The organism is Streptomyces sp. TRM64462 (genome assembly GCF_013362995.1).
GTDB lineage: Bacteria > Actinomycetota > Actinomycetes > Streptomycetales > Streptomycetaceae > Streptomyces.
In genome coordinates, this window is sequence record NZ_JABWDV010000080.1 from 1 (window position 1) to 23,419 (window position 23,419).

Here is a 23,419-nt window from a genome sequence, read left to right on the forward strand (position 1 = left end):
CAGACCGTCGTGCCGCCGCGCGGGAGCTCTACCTTCGCCCCCAGCTCCACCAGCTTCTCCATGAAGTTCTCGTAGCCGCGGTTGATCAGGTCGATGCCGTGGACCCGGGACGTGCCCTGCGCCGCCAGTGCCGCGATCAGGTACGAGAAGCCGCCGCGCAGGTCCGGGATGACCAGGTCGGCGCCCTGGAGTTTCGTCGGGCCCGACACGACCGCCGAGTGCTGGAAGTTCCGCTGGCCGAAGCGGCAGTCCGAGCCGCCCAGGCACTCGCGGTACAGCTGGATGTGCGCACCCATCTGGTTGAGCGCCGACGTGAAGCCCAGCCGCGACTCGTACACCGTCTCGTGGACGATCGACAGGCCCGCGGCCTGCGTCAGGGCCACCACCAGCGGCTGCTGCCAGTCCGTCTGGAAGCCCGGGTGCACGTCCGTCTCCAGGGCGATCGCGTTCAGCGAGCCGCCCGGGTGCCAGAAGCGGATGCCCTCGTCGTCGATCTCGAAGGCGCCACCCACCTTCCGGTACGTGTTCAGGAACGTCATCATCGAACGCTGCTGCGCGCCGCGCACGTAGATGTTGCCCTCGGTCGCCAGGGCGGCGGACGCCCACGACGCCGCCTCCAGGCGGTCCGACAGGGCGCGGTGCGTGTAGCCGCCGAGCTTGTCCACGCCCGTGATCCGGATGGTCCGGTCCGTGTCCATCGCGATGATCGCGCCCATCTTCTGCAGGACGCAGATGAGGTCCTCGATCTCCGGCTCCACGGCCGCGTTGGAGAGCTCCGTCACGCCCTCCGCGAGCACCGCCGTCAGCAGCACCTGCTCGGTCGCGCCCACCGACGGGTACGGCAGCTTGATCTTCGTACCGCGCAGCCGGCGCGGCGCCTCCAGGTACTGGCCGTCCGCGCGCTTCTCGATCTTCGCGCCGAACTGCCGCAGCACCTCGAAGTGGAAGTCGATCGGCCGGCCGCCGATGTCGCAGCCGCCGAGGCCGGGGATGAAGGCGTGCCCGAGCCGGTGCAGCAGCGGGCCGCAGAACAGGATCGGGATGCGCGACGAGCCCGCGTGGGCGTCGATGTCGGCGACGTTCGCGGACTCCACGTGCGTCGGGTCCATGACCAGCTCGCCCGGCTCCTCGCCGGGGCGCACGGTCACCCCGTGCAGCTGGAGGAGACCGCGCACGACCCGGACATCACGGATGTCGGGCACATTGCGCAGCCGGCTCGGCTCGCTGCCGAGCAGCGCGGCGACCATCGCCTTGGGCACGAGGTTCTTCGCGCCGCGGACGCGGATCTCGCCCTCCAGCGGGGTGCCGCCGTGGACAAGCAGTACATCGTCTGTGCCGGTCATGTAACTCGCGTTCCGGAGTTGTCGGGCAGGGGCCAGGGAAAAGGGTAAGGCGCTTTTGCACCTCCGCCGTAAGGGCGCTGCACGGACATCCGTGTAATGAATTCGGCACAGTACTGTGCGTTCGCCGGCCCTCGCGGTCCGTCACCGCCCGTTCGCGTGTGCAGCCGTGCGCGCGGGGTGTGCGCCCGGTTCGGCCGGAGTGCGCCGCACACCCTCCCCCGAGCCCGAAAGTGCGGGATCATGTCTGCCATGACCGAGGTGTCCTCGCTCGCGGGGCGGCTGCTCGTCGCCACTCCCGCGCTGGCCGACCCCAACTTCGACCGAGCGGTGGTGCTGCTGCTCGACCACGACGACGAGGGCTCCCTCGGCGTGGTCCTCAACCGCCCGACACCCGTCGGCGTGGGCGACATCCTGGAGCCCTGGGCGCCGCTCGCCGGCGAGCCCGGCGTGGTCTTCCAGGGCGGCCCCGTCTCCCTCGACTCGGCGCTCGGCCTGGCCGTGATCCCCGGCGACGAGGGCCCGCTCGGCTGGCGGCGGGTGTTCGGTGCGATCGGCCTCGTCGACCTGGAGGCACCGCCCGAGCTGCTCGGCCCGGCCCTCGGCTCCCTGCGGATCTTCGCCGGGTACGCCGGGTGGGGCCCCGGCCAGCTGGAGGAGGAGCTGGCGGACGGTGCCTGGTTCGTCGTCGACTCCGAGCCCGGCGACGTGTCGTCCCCGCGCCCCGAGAGCCTGTGGCGCGCGGTGCTGCGCCGGCAGCGCAGCGAGCTCGCCATGATCGCGACGTATCCGGACGACCCGAGCCTGAACTGAACGCGGGCCGGGTGAGTACCCTTGACTGTTATGAGCACTCTCGAGCCCGAGCGCGGGGCAGGTACGGGGACCCTCGTAGAGCCGACACCGCAGGTGTCGCACGGCGACGGCGACCACGAGCGCTACGCCCACTACGTCCAGAAGGACAAGATCATGGCGAGTGCCCTCGACGGCACTCCCGTCGTCGCACTCTGCGGCAAGGTCTGGGTGCCGGGGCGCGACCCCAAGAAGTACCCCGTCTGCCCGATGTGCAAGGAGATCTACGAGTCCATGGGCGCCGGTGGCGGCGACAAGGACAAGAGCGGCAAGGGCGGCGGCAAGGGCGGCCAGGGCAAGTAAGCGCCCTGGGCCGTCCTGCGTCCCGCCGCCGGGGAGGCCCCCGGGGTGTGCGCGTTCGCGGTATGCGAGCGCACACACCCCGGGGGCCTCTGCCGTGCCGGCGTCCCGCTCCGGGGGGCCGGCCGCGGTGAGCCCGCCGTAATGGGGGAGCGGGGCGGCGCCATGGATCTCGTCCCGGCGCCCGCGCGCGCATCGACGGCTCGTACGCGTACGGCCACGACCACGACCACGGCCACGACCACGACCACGGCCACGGCCACGGCCACGACCGCGACCGCGACCGCGCCCTCGTCCTGGAGGGCCGTAAGGCAATCGACGCCGCGCCCGGCACGGAGGCCGCCGGGCGCCGGCTGCGCACCGTGATCGGCGCCGCCCCTGGGGGCCTGCCGCTCAGACGCTCCGTCAACTCCTCGGGCCGGACGCGTTCCGCCGCGCTTCGGCCGCTGCCCGCGCCACCGGCGCGCGACATCGCGGACTGCGAGCGGCCAATGGCCGTGCACCACCGGCGCCTTGAGGCACTCGGGGGCGATCAGCGGCGCCCCACGGGCCCGTTGCCGTGGCGGGCGCGCCCCGGAGTGGTGGGCCGCCCGCACGAGGCAGCGCCCCCGAACGTGTGACGCGGGGTGGCGCGGGGGTGCGGCGCCGCGGCATCGACGCGCCCTGCTGCGGCCCTGCTTCGGCCACGCTTCGGTCCCGCTTCGCCCCCGCTTCCGCCCTTCCCGGTCTCCCGGCTGTCCCTTATATGCGCCCCTATATGTGCCCTTCCGGAGAACAAGCCGCGCAAGCGGGGCAAAGAAACGGCAATGCGCGCGTGCCGCCGAAGATGCGCCAAACCGGACCATCTCTCCCATAGCCGGGAGGTCATGGGAGGTCACGGGAGGTCGCGGGCGGATCCGCCCTTCGCGGACCCTCGCGTCGGGCGTCCCGGAAGATGTGCCAGAGTTTCCACGTCCGGGCTGTGAGCACGTACGGTACGGCAACACAGCCGGGGACCAGCCGGGGACAGCCGGGACAGCCGGGAGACCGGGAAGGGGCAGCTGGGTTGACCACGCACGCACCGCGGGCGGCGCAGTCCGTCACGCTGCCGGCCACGCTCGACGAGGCCGTGGCCGCTCTCACCGCCATGCCCGCCGCCGTGCCCGTCGCCGGCGGCACCGACCTGATGGCCGCCGTCAACAAGGGCCAGCTGCGTCCCGCCGGACTGGTCGGCCTCGGCCGGATCAACGAGCTGCGCGGCTGGCAGTACCAGGACGGCCACGGCCTGCTCGGCGCCGGCCTCACCCACGCCCGTATGGGCCGCCCCGACTTCGCCGCGCTCATCCCGGCGCTCGCCGCGTCCGCCCGCGCCGCCGGGCCGCCGCAGATCCGCAACGCCGGCACGCTCGGCGGCAACATCGTGTCGGCCGCGCCCACCGGCGACACGCTGCCCGTGCTGGCCGCCCTGGACGCCGACCTGGTGGTCGTCGGCCCGGACGGCGCCCGCGAGCTGCCCGTGTCGCACCTGCTGGCCGGCCGGGAGATGCTGGCGCCCGCCGAACTCGTCGCCTTCGTACGGGTGCCGCTGCTGCACGCCCCGCAGGTGTTCCTCAAGGCCACCGGGCGGACCGGCCCCGGGCGCGCGCTGGCGTCGGTCGCCGTCGTCCTGGACCCGGCGCGGCGTGCCGTGCGGTGCGCCGTGGGGGCCATCGCGCCGATGCCGCTGCGGCCGCTGGAGGCCGAGCACTGGATCGCGTCGCTCGTCGACTGGGACGGTGAGCGCGGTCTCGCCACGGAGGCGCTGGTGGCGTTCGGCGAGTACGTGGCGGCCGCCTGCATCCCGGACCAGCCGCCGGCCGCCGACGGCGAGGAACCGCCGCCGCTGCCGCCCGCCGTACTGCAACTGCGGCGCACGGTCGCCGTGCTGGCTCGACGAGCACTGGGGAGGGCGCTGTCGTGACCACCGAGGAACACGGGCACGGGCACGGACACGAGCACGAGCAGGGGCCTGAGGGGGGCGGCGGCTGGCAGCCGACCCCGCAGGGCGAGTACGACGGCGACGCGACGGCCTTCGTCCAGCTGCCGCCGGGCGCGGCCCTGGACGGCATCCCGCTGGAGGCCCCCGGCCACGGCTACGTACCGCCCCACATCGCCGACCCGCACGCCACGGCTCACTGGAACTTCCAGGAGGCCCTGGCCGCGGAGCAGGCGGCGGCGGGTACGTCGGACCTGACGGGCCAGTGGACCATCCCGGTCGCGGAGGGCGACCTCCCGGAGGAGTCGGGCGAGTACCAGCTCACGCCCGGCGCCTCGGCCTGGCCCACCACCCTCCCGGGCGGCGCCCCGGCCCCCTGGACCCTCACCCCCGAGGGCCCGGCCGCACACCCCGAGCAGCACGTCCACACCCCGCCCGCCGGCACGGCCATGGGCGGCCTGCCGGAGGCCGGTGGCCACGCCGACGCCGCCGCCGACGCCGCCGCCCCGACGGCCGAGGGCGCCCCCGACGGCCACGCCGCACCGCAGGGCCACGGCGCCTCGACGGACCTGCCCGGACCGGGTGGCGACACGGTGCCGGGCGGCCTGCCCGCTGGCGCCACCGTGCCTGGCGGCCTGCCTGGTGGCGATGTCCCGCTGGGCGTCCCGCTCGGCGACGACGTCCTGCCCGGTCGCCTGCCCGGCGGACACGCTCTGTCCGGCGACGCCGCACCGGGCGGCCAGGCTCCGTCCGGCGGCGACGGCGGGCCTGGCGGCCTGCCTGTTCCCGACGGTCACGCCGTACCCGGTGGCGGCACCGCGCCGACCGACGCGTCCGGTGACCACGCGATGCCGGGCGGCCATGCCATGCCCGGGGCGGCGGCGTCCGCCGCGCCCGGCGGACTTGCGGTGCCGGGCGGCTCCGAGGCCGCCGCCCGTCCTGCGGGACCGGACGGATCCGAGGGCCCCGTGGGCGCCGGACCCGCCGGACCCGTCGGACCTGTGGGGTCCGAGGGTCCGACGGGACCGGAGGAGCACCCCGCGACCACGGGCAGCGCCATGCCGGGAAGCGACGCCGCGCCGGGCGGCCACAGCGGGCCGGGGGCCACCGGACCGACGGGGGCGACCGGGGCGCCCGGAACCTCCCCGTTCGACGGCGGCCTGGCGCACGGTGCGGTGGACGGACCCGCCGGGCGGGAGGCAGCCGAGCCGGACGCCGCCGCCGAGCAGGACGGCCCAGGGCCGGACGCCCCCGGCGCTCCAGGAGCCGCGGGCGCGCACGGCGAGCCGGACACGCCCGCCGCCCAGGCCGGGGACGACGCGTCCGACGCCGAGCCGGCCGCCCCCCAGCCCGCCGCCGACGACACCGAGGACCCCGACCACACCGACCACACCGACGACCCCGACCACCCCTCCACCCCCGTCCCGCCCGGGGACGAGCACCCCCACGTCTCGTACGTCCTGCGCGTCAACGGCACCGACCGCCCCGTCACGGACGCCTGGATCGGGGAGTCGCTGCTCTACGTCCTGCGCGAGCGCCTCGGCCTGGCCGGCGCCAAGGACGGCTGCTCGCAGGGCGAGTGCGGCGCCTGCAACGTCCAGGTCGACGGCCGCCTCGTCGCCTCCTGCCTGGTGCCTGCGGCCACCGCCGCCGGCAGCGAGGTCCGTACGGTCGAGGGCCTCGCCTCGCACGGCGAACCCTCCGACGTCCAGCGCGCCCTGGTCCGCTGCGGAGCCGTCCAGTGCGGCTTCTGCATCCCGGGCATGGCCATGACGATGCATGACCTCCTGGAGGGGAACCACACCCCGACCGACCGGGAGGCCCGCAAGGCCCTGTCCGGCAACCTGTGCCGCTGCACCGGCTACCAGGGCGCCCTCCGGGCCGTACGGGAGGTGATCGCCGAGCGCGAGGCGAGCGCCGCCGCGGCGAAGGCGGCCGCCGACGCCACGACGGACTCCGCCCCCGGCGGCGCGCCCCAACAGCAGCACCCCGAGGTCCGTATCCCGCACCAGGTCCCCCACCCGCACGACGGAGGCACGGCGTGAGCAACGACGCGGCCACCGCCATCCCGGCGGTCGACGCCCCCCAGCAGGAGCAGGCGCAGGAGAAGCCCGGGTACGGGCTCGGCGCGTCGCTGCCGTCGGCCGACTCCCGCGCCAAGGCGGAGGGCACCTTCCCGTACGCCTCCGACCTCTGGGCCGAGGGCCTGCTCTGGGCGGCGATCCTCCGCTCGCCGCACGCGCACGCCCGCATCCGGTCGATCGACACGACGGCCGCCGCGGCCATGCCGGGCGTACGGGCGGTGGTCACCCACGCCGACGTCCCCGGCGACACGGCGTACGGCCGCACGGTCGCCGACCGCCCGGTCTTCGCGGCCGACGTGGTCCGCCACCACGGCGAGGCGCTCGCCGCTGTCGCCGCCGACCACCCGGACACGGCCCGCCTCGCGGCGGCGGCGATCATCGTGGACTACGAGGTCCTGGACCCGGTCACGGACCCGGAGAAGGCGTTCTCGGCCCCGCCGCTCCACCCGGACGGCAACCTGATCCGCCACATCCCGCTCCGCTACGGCGACCCGTACGTGACCGGCGAGGTGATCGTCGAGGGCCTGTACCGCATCGGCCGCCAGGACCCGGCGCCGATCGGCGCTGAGGCGGGTCTCGCGGTCCCCCGCCCGGACGGCGGCGTGGAGATCTACACCGCGTCCACCGACCCGCACACCGACCGCGACCTCGCCGCGGCCTGCTTCGGCCTGCGGCCCGAGCAGGTCAAGGTGGTCGTGACGGGCGTCCCGGGCGCCATGGGCGACCGCGAGGACCCCGGCTTCCAGATCCCGCTCGGCCTCCTGGCGCTCCGCACCGGCGCGCCGGTCAAACTGGCCGCGACCCGCGAAGAATCCTTCCTAGGCCACGCCCACCGCCACCCCACGCTCCTCCGGTACCGCCACCACGCGGACGCGGAGGGCCGCCTGGTGAAGGTGGAGGCGCAGATCCTCCTGGACGCGGGCGCGTACGCGGACGCGTCGTCGGCCTCCCTCGCGGCGGCGGTGGCCTTCGCCTGCGGCCCGTACGTGGTGCCCCACGCCTTCATCGAAGGCTGGGCGGTCCGTACGAACAACCCCCCCTCCGGCCATGTACGGGGCGAGGGCGCGATGCAGGTGTGCGCGGCGTACGAGGGCCAGATGGACAAACTGGCCGCGAAACTGGGCCTGGACCCGGCGGAACTCCGCCTCCGCAACACCCTGGCGACGGGCGACCTGCTGCCGACGGGCCAGACGGTGACGTGCCCGGCCCCGGTGCGGGAACTCCTGGAATCCGTCCGCGACCACCCCCTCCCTCCCCTCCCCATGGACACGTCGGAGGAGGACTGGCTGCTGCCCGGCGGCCCCGAGGGCGCGGGGGAGCCGAGCGCGGTACGGCGCGGGGTCGGCTACGCGCTGGGCATGGTGCACGTGCTGGGCGCGGAGGGCGCGGACGAGGTGTCGACAGCGACGGTGAAGGTCCAGGACGGCGTGGCGACGGTCCTGTGCGCGGCGGTGGAGACGGGCCAGGGCTTCTCCACCCTGGCCCGCCAGATCGTCCAGGAGGTCCTGGGGGTGGAAGAGGTCCACGTGGCCCCCGTGGACACGGACCAGCCCCCGGCCGGCCCGGCGACACACGGCCGCCACACATGGGTGTCGGGCGGCGCGGTCGAACGCGCGGCCAAAATGGTCCGCACCCAACTCCTGCAGCCCCTTGCCCACAAGTTCGGCATGTCCACAGAGCTCCTCCAGATCACCGACGGCAAGATCACCTCATACGACGGCGTGCTGTCGACCACGGTGGCGGAGGCCCTGGACGGCAAGGAACTCTGGGCGACGGCCCAGTGCCGCCCCCACCCCACCGAGCCCCTGGACGAGGCGGGCCAGGGCGACGCGTTCGTGGGCCTGGCGTTCTGCGCGATCAGGGCGGTCGTCGACGTGGACATCGAACTGGGCAGCGTCCGAGTGGTGGAGCTGGCGGTGGCGCAGGACGTGGGCCGCGTCCTGAACCCGGCCCAACTGGCCACCCGCATCGAGGCGGGCGTGCTCCAGGGCCTGGGCGCGGCCCTCACGGAGAACCTCCGCACCCCCCGCGGCCTGGTCCGCCACCCGGACCTGACGGGGTACGCCCTCCCGACAGCCCTGGACGCCCCGGACGTCCACATCGTGAGCCTCATCGAGGAACGCGACGTCGTCGCCCCCTTCGGCGCCAAGGCCGCCAGCGCGGTCCCGGTGGTCACGTCCCCGTCCGCCATCGCCTCCGCCGTCCGCGCCGCCACAGGCCGCCCGGTCAACCGCCTCCCGATCCGCCCACAGGCGGCGGTCGTCAACTGAACAGCAGAACCCACAAAGCGACCGTTCCGCCTACCGCTGGGCGCCGGGCCGCATCTCGGAGCCGTCCGGCAGCAGGTCGGTGATCATCTGCCACACCTGTCGGGGCTCCACCCGTACGAACCGCAAGGCGGTATCCGGGCCGATGTCGTCGGACGCGACGGGCTCGGCGGGCGTCTCGCGATGCCAGTAGCCCAGGGGGCCGCAGTCCCAGACAGCGAGGCCGCGGCTCTCCACGCCGTCATCGCCGTCACGGCGGCCCTGCCAGGCGGAGGTCAGCCGCCAACTCGACCGGAGTTCGGCGATCAGGTCGGTGAGGAGGACCAGTGCCGGCTCGGCGAGGGCGCCGTCGGAGGCCAGGGCCTTGCGAATGTGGTCGCGGTCCTCGCCGCGCGCCTCGATGAAGGGCACCGCCTTCAGTGCTTCGAGACCGGATTCCACGGTGCCCATGGTGGTCTCGACGACCTGCGAGGCCGTGTCGCGCCGGGCCGCGTTCTGCTGCAGGTTGACCATGTTCGCGAGCGCCCAGACCAGCATCTTGGGTTCGACCAGCGCGTACTCCGCCTCCGGCGTGCCGGGCCAGGCCTGGTGGGAGAGGACGTGGTCCTCGCCGATCAGCACGCCGTGGTGCAGCTCGCCCTGACGGCTCGCGGCTTCCAGCGAGACGACCACGACCGGGGAGAGCAGCGTCTCCATCATCGGGACGAGTGCGTGGGCCAACTGCCCTCGCTCGTTGACGAGCCCGCACGCACGGAGTGCGTCCCGGGGCTCGGACAACTCGTCGGGCAGGTCCCGTGCGGTGGCGAGCAGGACCAGGACCTGGACGTGCTCGTCGCTCAGCCGGAAGCGGGACCGGGAGAGGTCGAAGGAAGGCATGGCAGCAACTCGCTCGGTTGGTGGTGGTCGCGATGGGTGGCGGGGCAGGTCAGACCATGGCGGAGTCGGCCGCCGCGTGGAAGATTCTCCCGAAGCCCGCGCGGACGGCGCCCCCGCGGGTCAGGACGCGTCGGTCGACACCGGCGAACAGCGCAGCCAGTGCGATGTCGGCCGGCAGAGCGCGGCCCCGTACGCTCACGGACAGCCGGCGGCCGCCCAGGCCCGACGGTTTCACGGTGACGACGACGCCCGGGTCCTCGCTGTCCGGCTCACGTGTGAGGGTGTAGCTCCTGCCGTTGACGGCGGTGAGCCGGTAGCGGTCGCCGAGGTACTTCAGCCGCAGCGAGCGTGCGCGCTTGGTGAACCCCCACCGGTTGCGCTGCGCATACACGACACCGCCGTCGACGCGGAGCGTCGCCCCGTTCAGGGAAGGCTTCTCGGCCTCGTCCACGTGCATGCCCCGCGCTTCCAGCGTCGTCGTGGGAAGGTGGCCGCCGCGTACCTCGGTCGTGACGGACTGGGCAGCGCGGGGCGGCACCGGATAGCGCACTTCGATCTCGCCGAACTCCGGTGACGTCCCCCTCCAGTGGAAGACGACCGGCTCGCCGCGTCGGCGCTCTTTGCCGGCCTCCAGGGTGAACGGGGCGGTGGTGGTGTGCATGGTCCTGTCCCTACTAGTCGAACGGGTTGAGGGCGCTGCCCAGCTTCTTGGCGCCGTCGGCGATGCCGGATCCGATGTCGGAGGCCGTGTCGCCCACCCAGTCGGCTGCCTTCTCGGCGCCGTCGCTGATGGAGTCCCAGTTGTCCCAGACCAGGGCGCCTGCGTAGGCCACACCCGTACCCACGGCCAGGCCGAGGGTGACCGGGTTGGGGGCCACCGTCAGCGCCGTCATGGAGGCGCTGAACGCCGTACCGGTGAGGTCGGTGGCGAACTTCGACGGGTTCGCCTTGATCATGTCGGTGTCGTACGTGGCCAGGTTCGCCACGCCGTACGCGGTCGCCGCCACACCGCCGACGACGCCGGCGCCGCGGATCCACCCGGCGGCCTTGGCGGCGTTCGCGAGACCGCCCTGCTGAGCGACCTTGACGAGGTTGGCCTCCGAGGCCGTGGGCATGAAGAACTTCCCGTCCTTCACGAACCCGCCCCACATGGCGGCCTCGTCCGAACCGGTCAGCGCGGTCACCAGCTTCGGCGGCACCTTGCTCAGCAGGCTGCCGGGAGCTGCCGACGCGATGCGGGTGTTGACGGTGCGGGAGATCAGCGTGCCGGGGGCGGTGGGCGCCGTTCCGAGGAGTGCTTTGCGCAGCTTGTACGAGTACAGGCCGGCGGCGGTGAGGGCGGTCAGGAGCGCACCGGCGGTGATCGCACCCTTGTTGAGACTGGTGATCAGTTCCGCCAGCTTCGCGTTGCCGGTGAGGCGGGTCAGGCCCTCCTTCTGAAGGCGCCGCAGATAGTCGTCCAGAGTCTCGTCGTCCCGCATCTTCAGCGCGTTGAGACTTGTGCGGGCCTCGGTGTCCGCCTTGGCGACGTTGTCCGCGTTGCCGTTGAACCCGCCCAGAGTTCCGTCCCGGCCGCCGATGCCGGCGTCCTGGACGACGGCTTCCAGGTCCTTCTTCAGCTCCTTGTCGGCGTCGTCGACGGCCTGCACACACGCCTTGATGTAGTCCGCCCAGGACTCCTCGCTCGCCTTGACGCTCGCCGCCGACTCGGGGTCGTGGCGCATCGCGGAGCGCTCGGAGGGAGAGAGACGATCGTAGTCATAGGCGACGTTGCCCTGCTCCGAGACCTTCATGCCCGCCTCGATCGCATCGGCCCGGGCGGCCTCGAGTTGCCTCTTCAATGTGGCGAACTGCGCGTGCGCGTTCCGCAGCAGCGTCGCCGTCGCCTTCGCCTGGGTCTGTGCGGCCTGGTACTCGTAGCGTGTCGCGGCGAAGTTCATGACGGCCGCTTCCGCACTCACGCCCTGCCAGGCCGCGCCGTCCAGAGTGATCTTCTGGACGCTGTCCCGGTAGCGTTTCTCGACCTTTCCGAACTCCTTCGCCATCTCGTCCCATTTGCCTGCGGCGGTGGCGAGAGTCCCGAAGTCGGTTGTCATGACTTCGCGGTAAGTCAGCATGGTGCTTTCCTCTGCGGCCTGCGGCTGCGGCGGTCGCTAGTAGGCGGCGAACGGCGACAGCTTGACGCCATCGATGGTCCGGCCGCGGTCGACGTCGACCCCACTCAGGGTGCCGGCGGCGCTCCGCAGGCCGTCACGCTCGCGGCTCAGGCGTCCCAGGAGCGTCTTCACCTGGCTCTCCCAGGTGGTCTCCACCTTCTTCAGCCCGACCGCGGTCGCCCAGCCGCCGAATGCGCCGGCAGCCTTGGCGGTGGCCTCGTCCGCCCAGTCGCCGGCCGTCTGCGTCTTGCTCAGCAGCTCCGTGTCGATGGTGTTGGCGGCCGCCCTCTTCTCGGCGGGGGTCGAGGCGAGCTTCTGGCCCCCGCCCCTCGGCGTCACTCCGCCCTCGTCGGGAACACGGTTCAACTGCATGGCCGTCTCCCGCCGTTCGGTCGCCTCGGCCCGGAGCTGGGCCCACTCCTCGTCGAACTGCATGATCTGGCCACCCCCCGTGATGATCGTTGATCACGATTCGTGCCACATTGTATGTCCGGCGCTTGATGTGCCAGCGCAAGATCAGGAGCGGAGAATTCCCGCTCGGCTCCCGGCTGCCCGGAGAGACCTCTCCGAGACGACGGCTGATGGGCACGCGCATCTGGAGTACCGCGCGATGAGTTTCGGGGTCCCTGTCGGTCTACTCGTGTGAAGGCGCACTGAGAGAAGGAGCCCCGTCATGCAGCAGAAGATCACGCCGTTCCTCTGGTTCGACACCGAGGCGGAGGAGGCGGCCAACCACTACACCGCGATCTTCAAGGACTCGCGGATCGTGAAGGTCGACCGCTACCCGGAGGGGACCCCGATGCCGGCGGGCACGGTCATGACCGTCGTGTTCGAGCTCGCGGGGCAGCGGTACGTGGCGATGAACGGCGGTCCCGAGTTCACGTTCAACGAGGCAATCTCCCTGTCCGTGGAGTGTGAGGACCAGGACGAGGTCGACTACTACTGGTCCCGGCTCGGCGAGGGCGGCGAGGAAGGGCCCTGCGGGTGGCTCAAGGACAAGTACGGGCTGTCGTGGCAGGTCACCCCGCGCGTCCTGGACGAGATGATGACCGACCCGGATCCCGAGAAGGCCAAGCGAGCCGCCGAGGCCATGATGGGCATGAAGAAGATCGACATCCAGGGCCTCCGGGACGCCGTCGAAGGCGCGAGTTCGTGAGCGTTCCCGCACGCCCGGCCCCCGGCCGGCCAGGCCGGCCGGGGCAGCCCTGGGGGACGCCGTGAGCGCGGCACAGACGAGGGCCTGGGCCGGCTCGGGTGGAGCGTCGTCCATCGCCTGGTCGTACGACCAAGGGACGAGATCATCCCCGGCGAATTACAGGAGTCAACCCGGGCTACGCCTCTTACTCTGAGGTCATGAGCGCCTTGGAACCCCCCGACACCGCCGCCGCCCCCCACGCCGCGTCCCCGCAGCAGCAGGGCGGCGGTGGTGTGCTGGACCGGGCGCACCGGGCGCTCAGTATCGGGATCGTCTCCGTCGTTCTGCTGATCGCGTTCGAGGCCACCGCCGTCGGTACGGCCATGCCGGTCGCGGCGCGGGAGCTGGACGGGGTGCCGCTGTACGCGTTCGCGTTCTCGGCGTACTTCACGACCAGCCTGTTCGGGATGGTCCTGGCCGGGCAGTGGGCGGACCGGGACGGGCCGCTGCGGGCGCTCGCCGCCGGGATCGGGGCGTTCGCCGCGGGGCTTGTGGTGTCGGGGACGGCCGAGGCGATGTGGCTGTTCATCCTCGGCCGGGCCGTGCAGGGGTTCGGCGGCGGGCTCGTGATCGTCGCGCTGTACGTGGTCGTCAGCCGGGCCTACGAGGAGCGGCTGCGGCCCTCGATCATGGCGGCGTTCGCGGCCAGTTGGGTCATTCCGTCCGTGGTCGGGCCTCTTGCCGCCGGGACCGTGACCGAGCGGCTCGGGTGGCGGTGGGTGTTTCTCGGGATACCCGCGCTCGTCGTGCTGCCGTTGGTGCTCGCGCTTCCTGCGATACGGCGCCGGGCCTCGGGCCCGGCCGAACCCGGGGCGCCGGTCGCCCGCTTCGACCGGGGGCGGCTTCGGCTGGCGCTGGGGATCTCCGTGGGCGCCGGGCTGCTGCAGTACGCCGGGCAGGAGCTGCGCTGGCTCTCGGTCCCGCCCGCCGTGCTGGGCGCCGCGCTGCTCGTGCCCGCCGCCCTCGGGCTGCTGCCGCGCGGGACCTTCCGGGCGGCGCGCGGACTGCCGGCCGTCGTGCTGCTGCGCGGCGTGGCGGCGGGCGCGTTCGTCGCCGCCGAGTCGTTCATCCCGCTGATGCTGGTCACCGAGCGCGGGCTGAGCCCGACCATGGCCGGGCTGTCGCTCGCGGTGGGCGGCGCCACCTGGGCGCTCGGCTCGTACATCCAGGCCCGTCCGGCCGTGGAGCCGTACCGGGAGCGGCTCATGGTGTCCGGCATGCTCCTCGTCGCTGTCGCCATCGCCGCCGTGCCGTCGGTGCTCATCCACGCCGTACCGGTGTGGATCGTCGGCGTCGCGTGGGGGTTCGGGTGCCTGGGGATGGGCCTGGTGATCTCCTCCAACAGCGTGCTGCTGCTGAAGCTGTCCCCGCCCGAGGAGGCGGGCACGAACTCCGCCGCCCTCCAGATCTCCGACGGCCTCTCGAACGTTCTGCTCCTCGCCGCGGGCGGCGCCGCCTTCGCCGCGCTCGGCGGCGGCTCGCTCACCGGCCACGCGGCCGCCGCAGCCGGTGGCTCGTCGCACCCGACGGCCTTCGCGGCGGTGTTCCTGCCGATGGCGGCGGTCGCGCTGCTGGGCGCCTGGGTGGCGACGCGGGTGCGGGTGCGGTAGGTGGCCGGCCGCCCCCGTCCAGTACCAGAATGACCCCACCCGGTAGTACCATTCTGGTATGGCTATGAACCTGCGTCTCCGCGACGACCAGACCGATGCCCTCAAGCAGCGTGCCGAGCAGGAAGGCGTCAGCATGCACGCCATAGTGCTCAAGGCGGTCGACGACTATCTGTCGCGCACGGCCCAGGAGGCCATGGTGCGCAAGACCGCCCAGGAGCAGGCGGCCAAGTGGCACGAACTGCTGGAGCGGCTCAAGTGACCTGCATCTATCTGACCGCAGAGAACGTCCTGGTCATCGCCAAGCACGCGATCGATGACCAGGACGTTGTCGTGCGGGACGCGGGACTCCTCGAATCGGCGGTGCACCGCCCATCGGCGGCCATGTTCGGTCAGGAGGCGTACCCGGATCTCCTGGAGAAGGCCGGTGCGCTGCTCCAGTCTCTCGCGATCAACCACCCCTTCTTCGACGGCAACAAGCGCACAGCCTGGCTTTCCTGCGTGACCTTCCTCGCCATGAACGGGGTGGACCTCCGTCCCGACATCGACGCGGCTGAACGGCTCGTCATCGACGTCGCCACAGGCAGGGAGGACGAGGTGAAGGCCATCGCCGAGCGGCTTGCCGCACTGGTGATGTGACCCCCGTCGCAGTCCCCGAGGTCACGGCCTCGTTCCGCCCGGACTGCAACCGGGCCACCGGTAGGGTGGCCCGGTTGTCGTACGTGTTCGCCGCGCGGCGCGCGTATCCGCCGAGCTGCCGAGCCCGAGAGCCCCGAATCGGAGACCGTGACTACTACCGCCTCCCATCACCTCTCACCCGCCTTCCCCGGCCGCGCCCCCTGGGGCACGGCCAACAAGCTGCGTGCCTGGCAGCAGGCCGCGATGGACAAGTACATCCAGGAGCAGCCCCGCGACTTCCTCGCCGTCGCCACCCCCGGCGCCGGCAAGACCACCTTCGCGCTCACGCTCGCCTCGTGGCTGCTGCACCACCACGTCGTCCAGCAGGTCACCGTCGTCGCGCCGACCGAGCACCTGAAGAAGCAGTGGGCCGCCGCCGCCGCGCGCATAGGGATCAAGCTGGACCCGGAGTACAGCGCGGGCCCGCTCAGCAAGGAGTACCAGGGCGTCGCCGTCACCTACGCCGGTGTCGGCGTGCGCCCGATGCTGCACCGCAACCGCTCCGAGCAGCGCAAGACCCTCGTCATCCTCGACGAGATCCACCACGCCGGCGACTCCAAGTCCTGGGGCGAGGCCTGCCTTGAGGCGTTCGAGCCCGCCACGCGCCGCCTCGCCCTCACCGGTACGCCGTTCCGGTCCGACACGAACCCCATCCCGTTCGTGACGTACGAGGAAGGGAACGACGGCATCCGGCGGTCGTCCGCCGACTACACGTACGGATACGGCAACGCGCTCGGCGACGGCGTCGTCCGCCCCGTGATCTTCCTCAGCTACAGCGGCAACATGCGCTGGCGCACCAAGGCGGGCGACGAGATCGCCGCCCGCCTCGGCGAGCCCATGACCAAGGACGCGATCTCGCAGGCCTGGCGCACCGCCCTCGACCCGCGCGGCGACTGGATGCCCAACGTGCTGCGCGCCGCCGACCAGCGGCTCACCGAGGTCCGCAAGGCCGTCCCGGACGCCGGCGCCCTCGTCATCGCCTCCGACCAGGACTCGGCCCGCGCGTACGCCAAGCTCATCCGGGAGATCACCGGGCACGGCGCCACAGTCGTCCTCTCCGACGACGCGGGCGCGTCGAAGAAGATCGACGAGTTCAGCGAGAGCGACGACCGCTGGATGGTCGCCGTGCGCATGGTGTCGGAGGGCGTCGACGTTCCCCGCCTCGCGGTCGGGGTCTATGCCACGACCATCTCGACCCCGCTCTTCTTCGCTCAGGCCGTCGGCCGTTTCGTACGGTCGCGCAGGCGTGGCGAGACCGCGTCCGTGTTCCTGCCGACCATCCCCATGCTCATGGGCTTCGCCAACGAGATGGAGGTCGAACGCGACCACGTGCTCGACCGGCCCAAGAAGGCCGGCGAGGACGAGGACCCGTACGCCGAGTCCGAGAAGGAGATGGACGAGGCGAACAGGCTCCAGGACGAGGACACCGGCGAACAGGACATGCTGCCCTTCGAGGCGCTGGAGTCCGACGCCGTCTTCGACCGCGTCATGTACAACGGCGCCGAATTCGGCATGCAGGCCCACCCCGGCAGCCAGGAGGAGCAGGACTACCTCGGCATCCCCGGCCTCCTCGAACCCGACCAGGTGCAGCTCCTGCTCCAGAAGCGGCAGGCCCGGCAGATCGCCCACAGCCGGCAGAAGCCCGCCGAAGAGGCCGATCTCCTCGAACTCCCCGCCGAGCGGCGGCCCGTCGTCTCCCACAAGGAGCTGATGGAGCTGCGCAAGCAGCTGAACACGATGGTCGGCGCGTACGTCCACCAGAGCGGCAAGCCGCACGGCGTGGTCCACACGGAGCTGCGCCGGGTGTGCGGCGGCCCGCCGAGCGCCGAGGCGACGGCGGGTCAGATCCGGGAGCGGATCAAGAAGGTCCAGGAGTGGGCCACGCGCATGCGGTGACGTCTTTGCGTACGGCTACACACCCGTTCGTGTCTACGTCCATGAGCGGCCCCGCAAAACTGGATCAATTCCCCATCCGCGCCCGGATTCTGGACGAGGCCTTCCGCTGAGCGGAGTGGATCGCTACTGTCCCGGGCACATGCAAACGCCCCGTGGCAGCGCCGCCGCGGAGCGCAGCCGGTGTGCCATGGCCTGCCGGCGGCCTCTCGGTGCGACGCCTCATGGGACAGGTGTCGCCGACGTCATGAGAGTGTCCGCCGTCACTCACTCCGAAGGAGAGGGCGTCGTGACCGCGGAAACCTCCCAGACGCTCGACCGGGGACTGCGCGTCCTCAAACTGCTCGCCGACACCGACCACGGGCTGACCGTGACGGAGCTCTCGCACCGGCTCGGGGTCAACCGCACGGTGGTCTACCGCCTGCTGGCCACGCTCGAACAGCACGCCCTGGTCCGCCGCGACCTCGGCGGCCGGGCACGCGTCGGCCTCGGCGTGCTGCGGCTCAGCCGGCAGGTCCACCCCCTCGTACGGGAGGCGGCGCTGCCCGCGCTGCGGTCGCTGGCCGAGGACATCGGGGCCACGGCCCACCTCACGCTCGTCGACGGCGCCGAGGCACTCGCCGTCGCCGTGGTCGAGCCGACCTGGACCGACTACCACGTCGCGTACCGGGCCGGTTTCCGCCACCCCCTCGACCGGGGCGCCGCCGGCCGCGCCATACTCGGCGCCCGCCAGGGCGGACTCAAGGAACCCGGCTACACCCTCACGCACGGCGAACTGGAAGCCGGCGCGAGCGGCGCGGCGGCCCCGCTGCTGGGCGTGACGGGCATCGAGGGCAGCGTGGGCGTGGTCATGCTGAGCGACGCCGTACCGGAGCGCGTCGGCCCCCGCGTCCTGGACGCGGCCCGAGAGGTGGCGGACGCCCTGCGCTGACGCGACGCCCCTTCCCGTGACTGGGGGCGGGGGTTCGGGGGGCAGAGCCCCTGATGCGGGACGGGGGGCGAGGCCCGTCGGGCACCTGCACGCGGGGATACATTGGCTGCGTGCTCTCCCGTCTCTCGCGCCCCCGTGTCCTCGCCCTCTGCGCCCTGCCGATCCTCGCGCTGTTCGCCGTCGCCGTGTTCGCGCCGCTGCCGTTCGTGCTCGCGCAGCCCGGCTCGACCGCGGACGTGCTCGGCCGGGACCAGGGCCGCCAGGTCATCACCATCACCGGGGCGCCCGTCCGGAAGACGACGGGCGAGCTGCGCATGACGACGATCCTGGCGACCGCCCCGGGCGCCGACATCGCCATGGGCGACGTCGTGGAGAGCTGGTTCCGCGGCGACCGGGCCGTCCTGCCGCACGACTCGGTCTACCCGGCCGGCAAGTCCGACGCCGAGATCGAGAAGCGCAACCTCGGCCAGATGAAGCAGTCCCAGGACGCCGCCGTCCTTGCCGCACTCGGCCACCTGGGCAAGAGCGAGGACGGCATCGACGTACGGCTCCACCTCGCCGACATCGGCGGCCCCAGCGCGGGCCTGATGTTCTCGCTCGGCATCGTCGACAAGCTCGTGGGCGACGGCGCGGGCGGCGACCTGACCGGCGGCCGCGTCATCGCCGGTACGGGCACGATCGCCCCCGACGGCACGGTCGGCACCGTCGGCGGTGTCGCCCTCAAGACCCAGGCCGCCGCCCGCGACGGCGCCACGGTCTTCCTCGTCCCGAAGCCCGAGTGCGACGACGCCCGGGCGGAACTCCCCGAGGACCTGCGCCTGATCCCCGTCACGACCCTGGAGGACGCGGTGTCGTCGCTGCGGGCCCTGGAGAAGGGCGGGAAGGTCCCGTCCTGCTGAGCCCCCCGGGCCTCGGGTCGTCGGCCTCCTTCTCGTCCAGGCCCCGCCACGCGGGGAACACCGCCGGCGCGAGCGTCGCCAGCAGGTACAGGGCGGCCGCCGTCAGCAGCGCGGGCACCAGCCCGTACCGCTCCACCAGGTAGCCCGCCGTCACGCCGCCCACCGGTGTCGCCAGCAGCACCCCGGCCGTGGTCACCCCTCGCACCCGGCTGCGCAGCCGGTCCGGGATGCGCTCGAACAGGACCGTGGTGAGGATCGGGTTCAGCGTGCCCGCGCAGAAACCGCAGACCGCGACCGTCAGCACCAGCGGCAGCGCCGTCCGCGTCACCGCCGGGACCAGGAACGCCGGTGCCCCCGCGATCAGGAACGCACCGGTGAACACCGCCCGCCGCCCGAAGCGGTGCCCCACCGCCCCGTACACGAGTGCGCCCAGCAGCGCGCTGCCCGCGAACACCGCCGTGACCAGGCCGACCGCGGGCGCGCCGCCCAGGTGCTCCCGGGCGTGCACCGGCAGGAACACCGCGCTCCAGCCGTAGCTGAGCCCGTTCGTGAACATCACCATCAGGGTGATGGCCAGCAGCAGCCGGGAGCGCAGCACGTATGTGTACCCCTCGCGCAGATCGGCGCGGTAGCGGGCCGCCGAGACGGGCGGGGCGTCCCGCTGTGGCTCGGCGGCCGGGATACCGCGCAGCCCGGCCGCGACGAGCGCGGCGGACACCGCGAACGTACCGGCGTCCAGCAGCAGCACCGCCTCCGCGCCGACCAGCGCGATCAGCACCCCGGCGAGCGCCGCCCCCGTCATCCCGGCGCCGCGCGACACGGCGTCGAAGAGGCTCGCCGCCCGTTCGAGCCGGGTGCCCGCCCGCTCGGCGAGCTGCGGGAGCAGCACGGCGCGTGCCGTCTCGCCCGGGGCGTGGAACAGTCCGGTGACGCCCATCAGCGCGCACAGCGCCCAGAACGGCAGCCGTCCCGCGTGGTGCAGCAGCGGGATCGCGGCGATCGCGAGGGCGCACACCAGGTCGGACAGGACGCTGACCCGGCGCCGCCCGGCCCGGTCGATGACCGGCCCGCCGACGAGCGCGGAGACGACCACGGGCGCGGTCGTGCACATCGCCACGAGCCCGGCCCTCGCGGGGCTGCCCGTGGTCTGGAGCACGAACCACGGGACGCCGATGAGCGTGAGCGAATTGCCGGTGACGGAGACGGCGTTGGCGGTGAGCACGGCCGCCAGAGGCGTGCGGCTGCGGCCGGTCATGGTGCCGGTCATGGTGCCGGTCATGCGGCCGGTCATGGGGTCGGTCATAAGGCGCCCGGCCCATGCGGTGCGCCGGGTGTGCGGGGCGTGTACGGCACGGTTCCTCCGTCGGTTCCTGTCGGTCGCCGGCCTGAGCCGGGAAGGGCGGGCCCAGGTCCTACCCGCCTTGCCGGCCCTCGGTCGCCGCCTGTTCCACCAGGGGGATGATGCGGAGCCGTACCGGGTTCTCCATGACGATCGCCGTCGACGCGCGGACGATACCGTCGATGGCGACCACCCGGTCGATCACGCGCTGGAGGTCGGCGTTCGAGCGGGCGACCAGGCGGCAGAGCATGTCGCCGTGGCCCGTCGTCGTGTGCAGTTCCAGGACCTCCGGGACGCCCGCCAGGTGTTCCCGCACGTCGGCGCCCTGGCCCTGCCTGATCTCCAGGGTCGCGAAGGCCGTCACCGGGTAGCCGAGGGCCGCCGGGTCCACCTCCGGGCCGAAGCCGCGGATCACGCCCGTCGACTGGAGGCGGTCCAGACGGGCCTGGACCGTGCCGCGGGCGACGCCCAGGCGGCGTGACGCCTCCAGGACGCCGATCCGGGGCTCGCGGGCCAGCAGGGCGATGAGCCGGCCGTCCAGATGATCGATCGCCATGGCGGTCTCCCCTTGAGCATCCTGTACAGAACGTCCGCCCATGCTGCGGCACCGCTGTACAGATTGACCAGAGGAAACGCGAACTATTGCGCACCTTGCGGAACAGCGGGACGCTGCCGCCATGACTGAGACCATGCATCACACCCCTGACACCGCCCGGCAGGCCGACCCCTTCCCGGTGAAGGGAATGGACGCGGTCGTCTTCGCCGTCGGCAACGCCAAGCAGGCCGCCCACTACTACTCGACCGCCTTCGGCATGAAGCTCGTCGCGTACTCCGGACCGGAGAACGGCAGCCGCGAGACGGCCAGTTACGTGCTCACGAACGGCTCCGCCCGGTTCGTTTTCACCTCCGTCATCAAGCCCTCCACCGACTGGGGCCGCTTCCTCGCCGAGCACGTCGCGGAGCACGGCGACGGCGTCATCGACCTCGCCATCGAGGTCCCGGACGCCCGCAGGGCGTACGCGTACGCCGTCGAGCACGGCGCCACCGGCATCGACGAGCCCCACGAGGTCAAGGACGAGCACGGCACCGTCGTACTCGCCGCCATCGCCACGTACGGCAAGACCCGCCACACCCTCGTCGAGCGCAAGGGCTACGACGGCCCCTACCTGCCCGGCTACACCGCCGTGGCGGCGCCCATCGTAGAGCCGCCCGCCCGGCGTACCTTCCAGGCCATCGACCACTGCGTCGGCAACGTCGAGCTCGGCCGGATGAACGAGTGGGTCGGCTTCTACAACAAGGTCATGGGCTTCACCAACATGAAGGAGTTCGTGGGCGACGACATCGCCACCGAGTACTCCGCCCTCATGTCGAAGGTCGTCGCGGACGGCACTCTGAAGGTGAAGTTCCCGATCAACGAGCCGGCGATCGCGAAGAAGAAGTCGCAGATCGACGAGTACCTGGAGTTCTACGGCGGCGCCGGCGTCCAGCACGTCGCGCTCGCCACGAACGACATCGTCGAGACCGTCCGCTACATGCGGGCGCACGGTGTCCAGTTCCTCGACACCCCCGACTCGTACTACGACACCCTCGGCGAGTGGGTCGGCGACACCCGCGTCCCGATCGAGACCCTGCGCGAGCTGAAGATCCTCGCCGACCGCGACGAGGACGGCTACCTGCTGCAGATCTTCACCAAGCCCGTCCAGGACCGCCCGACCGTCTTCTTCGAAATCATCGAGCGGCACGGTTCGATGGGCTTCGGCAAGGGCAACTTCAAGGCACTGTTCGAGGCCATCGAGCGCGAGCAGGCCAAGCGCGGCAACCTGTAAGGGCCCCGCTTCCCGATCTTGTGGCCCCGCGGACCTGACCCGCGGGGCCACAGGCCTGCCGGGGGCTGCCGGGGCCTGCCGGGGGCCAAGCAGAGGCGCTAGCGCTTCGGCGGCGCCCCCGTCGGCTTGCCCAGCTCCGCCAGCGCCTGGCGCGCCGCCGGGGCGTACAGCGGCGAGAAGTACGGGTTCGTGCGCAGGGCCTCCGCCAGGTGGCGGCGCGCATCGCCGGTCATGTCCAGCGCCCGCTCGATCTCACCCCGGTGGTACGCGAACAGCGCGCTGCGCCGCCCCTGTTCCGTCGCCCGGCGCGCGTACGGCAGCGCCTCCTTCGCCCGCCCCGCGCGCAGCAGCGCCCACCCCAGCGCGTCCGCCACGTCCGCCGACCGGTGGCCGCGCCGCCACTCCGCGCGCAGCCAGCCCACCGCCGTGTCGGGCGTGCCGTGCCCCGCCTCGTACCGGGCCAGCGCCAGGGACGCGTTCGCGCCGTGCGTGAAGCCCTCCGCCGCCCACGCCGCCACCTCCTCGTACCGCTTCCGCGCCTCCGCCGCCCGGCCCAGGGACTGGGCCAGCTCGCCCGCCTCCAGCGCGTACTGCGGCGCCGGCCGCGCCGTCAGCGCCTTGCGCCACTCCCGCAGCGCCTCGTCCGTCCGCCCCAGCGCGGCCAGCGCCCGCGCCCGCCCGGCCAGCGACGGGGCGTCGCCCGGCAGCACCCGCAGCGCCGCCTCGTACGAGGCGAGCGCCTCGGCCGGCTCGCCCCGCTCCCACGCCAGGTCGCCGAGCCGCCGCAGGCACGCCGCCCGCTCGGCGCCCGTCGCCGCCTTCGCCACCGCGTCGGACGCCACCGCCGACGCGTCCTCACGCCAGCCCTTGTCCCGGTACACCAGGGCGGTACGGGTCAGGGTCGCCGCGCCCGTGTGCAGCTCCCGCAGCCGGTCCAGGGCCTTGCCGGCCGCCGCCTGGTCCCCGAGGCCCCGGTAGGCGTCCACCAGCAGCGCCTGCGCCTGCCAGCGGCGCGGCTCCCGCTTCCGTACCGTCTCGGCCCAGCGCTTCGCCGCCGTGAAGTCGCCCCGCGCGTGGGCCAGGGCGCCCATACCGAGCGCCGCGTCCACGTTGCCGCGCGCCGCCGGGTACGCGTCCAGGGAGCGCCGCAGCGCCCGCTCCGCCTCCGTGTACGCCGCCGGGTCGGCGCCCCGCACGCCGCGCTCCGTGTGCGCCGCGCCCAGCA

Annotated in this window: 21 protein-coding genes and 1 pseudogene; 14 read left to right on the plus strand and 8 right to left on the minus strand. The window is 72.9% G+C overall.

The window, feature by feature from the left end:
• Nucleotides 1-1,343, minus strand: a 1,343-nt coding sequence (gene murA / locus HTZ82_RS03655) for a UDP-N-acetylglucosamine 1-carboxyvinyltransferase (RefSeq protein WP_175407797.1), incomplete at its 3' end; no start/stop codon positions are given.
• 249 nt (nt 1,344-1,592) lie between these two features.
• Between murA and HTZ82_RS03660 the strand changes: the two genes are divergently transcribed.
• From HTZ82_RS03660 to HTZ82_RS03680, 6 genes and pseudogenes are all read left to right on the plus strand, one after another.
• A complete protein-coding gene (locus HTZ82_RS03660; RefSeq protein WP_175407816.1) occupies nt 1,593-2,153 on the plus strand; it encodes a YqgE/AlgH family protein in 561 nt (186 codons plus the stop codon).
• Nucleotides 2,154-2,183: 30 nt separating this feature from the next.
• The gene (locus tag HTZ82_RS03665; protein WP_175407798.1) at nt 2,184-2,492 is read left to right on the plus strand and encodes a DUF3039 domain-containing protein; all 309 of its coding nucleotides are present in this window, start codon (nt 2,184-2,186) and stop codon (nt 2,490-2,492) included.
• Nucleotides 2,493-2,935: 443 nt separating this feature from the next.
• Nucleotides 2,936-3,109, plus strand: a pseudogene (locus tag HTZ82_RS31965) (beta-N-acetylhexosaminidase); the annotation flags it as partial.
• Between the two features lie 425 nt (nt 3,110-3,534).
• Entirely contained in the window at nt 3,535-4,428 is an 894-nt protein-coding gene (locus HTZ82_RS03670; protein ID WP_175407799.1) for a xanthine dehydrogenase family protein subunit M, read from the plus strand.
• The gene (locus HTZ82_RS32850; RefSeq protein ID WP_175407800.1) at nt 4,425-6,488 is read left to right on the plus strand and encodes a 2Fe-2S iron-sulfur cluster-binding protein; all 2,064 of its coding nucleotides are present in this window, start codon (nt 4,425-4,427) and stop codon (nt 6,486-6,488) included. Before HTZ82_RS03670 ends, HTZ82_RS32850 begins: the two co-directional genes overlap by 4 nt.
• Nucleotides 6,485-8,797 (plus strand): xanthine dehydrogenase family protein molybdopterin-binding subunit, encoded by a 2,313-nt coding sequence (locus HTZ82_RS03680; RefSeq protein WP_175407801.1) that lies wholly within the window; start codon nt 6,485-6,487, stop codon nt 8,795-8,797. The genes HTZ82_RS32850 and HTZ82_RS03680 overlap by 4 nt, the downstream gene beginning before the upstream one ends.
• Nucleotides 8,798-8,827: 30 nt before the next feature.
• On the opposite strand, the gene HTZ82_RS03685 is transcribed toward HTZ82_RS03680, so the two are convergent.
• Genes HTZ82_RS03685 through HTZ82_RS03700 form a run of 4 tightly spaced genes read right to left on the minus strand, consistent with a single transcriptional unit; the run spans nt 8,828 to nt 12,261 of the window.
• Entirely contained in the window at nt 8,828-9,670 is an 843-nt protein-coding gene (locus HTZ82_RS03685) for a histidine kinase (protein ID WP_175407802.1), read from the minus strand.
• A gap of 49 nt (nt 9,671-9,719) precedes the next feature.
• Nucleotides 9,720-10,331 carry a hypothetical protein gene (locus HTZ82_RS03690; RefSeq protein ID WP_175407803.1) on the minus strand — a complete coding sequence of 204 codons (612 nt, stop codon included), beginning with the start codon at nt 10,329-10,331 and terminating at the stop codon, nt 9,720-9,722.
• A 13-nt stretch (nt 10,332-10,344) separates the two neighbouring features.
• Nucleotides 10,345-11,766 carry a hypothetical protein gene (locus HTZ82_RS03695; RefSeq protein WP_254711595.1) on the minus strand — a complete coding sequence of 474 codons (1,422 nt, stop codon included), beginning with the start codon at nt 11,764-11,766 and terminating at the stop codon, nt 10,345-10,347.
• 57 nt (nt 11,767-11,823) lie between these two features.
• Entirely contained in the window at nt 11,824-12,261 is a 438-nt protein-coding gene (locus tag HTZ82_RS03700) for a hypothetical protein (RefSeq protein ID WP_175407805.1), read from the minus strand.
• Between the two features lie 238 nt (nt 12,262-12,499).
• Here HTZ82_RS03700 and HTZ82_RS03705 point away from each other — a divergent pair, with 238 nt between their 5' ends.
• The 7 genes from HTZ82_RS03705 to HTZ82_RS03735 all read left to right on the plus strand — a co-directional run bounded on the left by HTZ82_RS03705 (nt 12,500) and on the right by HTZ82_RS03735 (nt 19,029).
• The gene (locus tag HTZ82_RS03705; RefSeq protein ID WP_175407806.1) at nt 12,500-12,982 is read left to right on the plus strand and encodes a VOC family protein; all 483 of its coding nucleotides are present in this window, start codon (nt 12,500-12,502) and stop codon (nt 12,980-12,982) included.
• A 197-nt stretch (nt 12,983-13,179) separates the two neighbouring features.
• Nucleotides 13,180-14,631 carry an MFS transporter gene (locus HTZ82_RS03710; protein WP_175407807.1) on the plus strand — a complete coding sequence of 484 codons (1,452 nt, stop codon included), beginning with the start codon at nt 13,180-13,182 and terminating at the stop codon, nt 14,629-14,631.
• Between the two features lie 58 nt (nt 14,632-14,689).
• Nucleotides 14,690-14,890, plus strand: coding sequence for a ribbon-helix-helix protein, CopG family (locus tag HTZ82_RS03715; RefSeq protein WP_175407808.1), 201 nt, complete (start codon nt 14,690-14,692; stop codon nt 14,888-14,890).
• Nucleotides 14,887-15,267: a type II toxin-antitoxin system death-on-curing family toxin gene (locus tag HTZ82_RS03720; protein WP_175407809.1), complete on the plus strand. Its 381-nt coding sequence runs from the start codon at nt 14,887-14,889 to the stop codon at nt 15,265-15,267. The genes HTZ82_RS03715 and HTZ82_RS03720 overlap by 4 nt, the downstream gene beginning before the upstream one ends.
• 147 nt (nt 15,268-15,414) lie before the next feature.
• Nucleotides 15,415-17,202, plus strand: a complete 1,788-nt coding sequence (locus HTZ82_RS03725; protein ID WP_175407810.1) for a DEAD/DEAH box helicase — start codon at nt 15,415-15,417, stop codon at nt 17,200-17,202.
• A gap of 286 nt (nt 17,203-17,488) precedes the next feature.
• Nucleotides 17,489-18,130: an IclR family transcriptional regulator gene (locus HTZ82_RS03730; protein WP_175407811.1), complete on the plus strand. Its 642-nt coding sequence runs from the start codon at nt 17,489-17,491 to the stop codon at nt 18,128-18,130.
• Nucleotides 18,131-18,240: 110 nt separating this feature from the next.
• Complete coding sequence (locus HTZ82_RS03735; protein ID WP_175407812.1) at nt 18,241-19,029, plus strand: S16 family serine protease; 789 nt, start codon at nt 18,241-18,243, stop codon at nt 19,027-19,029.
• On the opposite strand, the gene HTZ82_RS03740 is transcribed toward HTZ82_RS03735, so the two are convergent.
• On the minus strand, nt 18,959-20,320 hold the full coding sequence (locus HTZ82_RS03740; protein WP_254711596.1) for an MFS transporter: 1,362 nt from the start codon (nt 20,318-20,320) through the stop codon (nt 18,959-18,961). The genes HTZ82_RS03735 and HTZ82_RS03740 overlap by 71 nt on opposite strands.
• 121 nt (nt 20,321-20,441) lie before the next feature.
• Complete coding sequence (locus HTZ82_RS03745) at nt 20,442-20,924, minus strand: Lrp/AsnC family transcriptional regulator (RefSeq protein ID WP_175407813.1); 483 nt, start codon at nt 20,922-20,924, stop codon at nt 20,442-20,444.
• 121 nt (nt 20,925-21,045) lie between these two features.
• On the opposite strand from HTZ82_RS03745, the gene hppD reads away from it, so the two are divergent.
• Nucleotides 21,046-22,194 (plus strand): 4-hydroxyphenylpyruvate dioxygenase, encoded by a 1,149-nt coding sequence (gene hppD / locus HTZ82_RS03750; RefSeq protein WP_175407814.1) that lies wholly within the window; start codon nt 21,046-21,048, stop codon nt 22,192-22,194.
• Between the two features lie 98 nt (nt 22,195-22,292).
• Here the strand turns inward: hppD and HTZ82_RS03755 are convergent.
• A partial coding sequence (locus tag HTZ82_RS03755) for a tetratricopeptide repeat protein (protein WP_175407815.1) occupies nt 22,293-23,419 on the minus strand: 1,127 nt, incomplete at its 5' end.

Excerpts from the sequence above, each read along its gene's own strand:
- HTZ82_RS03660 (WP_175407816.1), top strand. The coding sequence starts at position 1,593 with ATGACCGAGGTGTCCTCGCTCGCGGGGCGGCTGCTCGTCGCCACTCCC.
- HTZ82_RS03665 (WP_175407798.1), top strand. The coding sequence starts at position 2,184 with ATGAGCACTCTCGAGCCCGAGCGCGGGGCAGGTACGGGGACCCTCGTA.
- HTZ82_RS03685 (WP_175407802.1), bottom strand. The coding sequence starts at position 9,670 with ATGCCTTCCTTCGACCTCTCCCGGTCCCGCTTCCGGCTGAGCGACGAG.
- HTZ82_RS03690 (WP_175407803.1), bottom strand. The coding sequence starts at position 10,331 with ATGCACACCACCACCGCCCCGTTCACCCTGGAGGCCGGCAAAGAGCGC.
- HTZ82_RS03695 (WP_254711595.1), bottom strand. The coding sequence starts at position 11,766 with ATGACAACCGACTTCGGGACTCTCGCCACCGCCGCAGGCAAATGGGAC.
- HTZ82_RS03700 (WP_175407805.1), bottom strand. The coding sequence starts at position 12,261 with ATGCAGTTCGACGAGGAGTGGGCCCAGCTCCGGGCCGAGGCGACCGAA.
- HTZ82_RS03705 (WP_175407806.1), top strand. The coding sequence starts at position 12,500 with ATGCAGCAGAAGATCACGCCGTTCCTCTGGTTCGACACCGAGGCGGAG.
- HTZ82_RS03710 (WP_175407807.1), top strand. The coding sequence starts at position 13,180 with ATGAGCGCCTTGGAACCCCCCGACACCGCCGCCGCCCCCCACGCCGCG.
- HTZ82_RS03715 (WP_175407808.1), top strand. The coding sequence starts at position 14,690 with ATGGCTATGAACCTGCGTCTCCGCGACGACCAGACCGATGCCCTCAAG.
- HTZ82_RS03740 (WP_254711596.1), bottom strand. The coding sequence starts at position 20,320 with ATGACCGGCCGCATGACCGGCACCATGACCGGCACCATGACCGGCCGC.
- HTZ82_RS03745 (WP_175407813.1), bottom strand. The coding sequence starts at position 20,924 with ATGGCGATCGATCATCTGGACGGCCGGCTCATCGCCCTGCTGGCCCGC.
- hppD (WP_175407814.1), top strand. The coding sequence starts at position 21,046 with ATGACTGAGACCATGCATCACACCCCTGACACCGCCCGGCAGGCCGAC.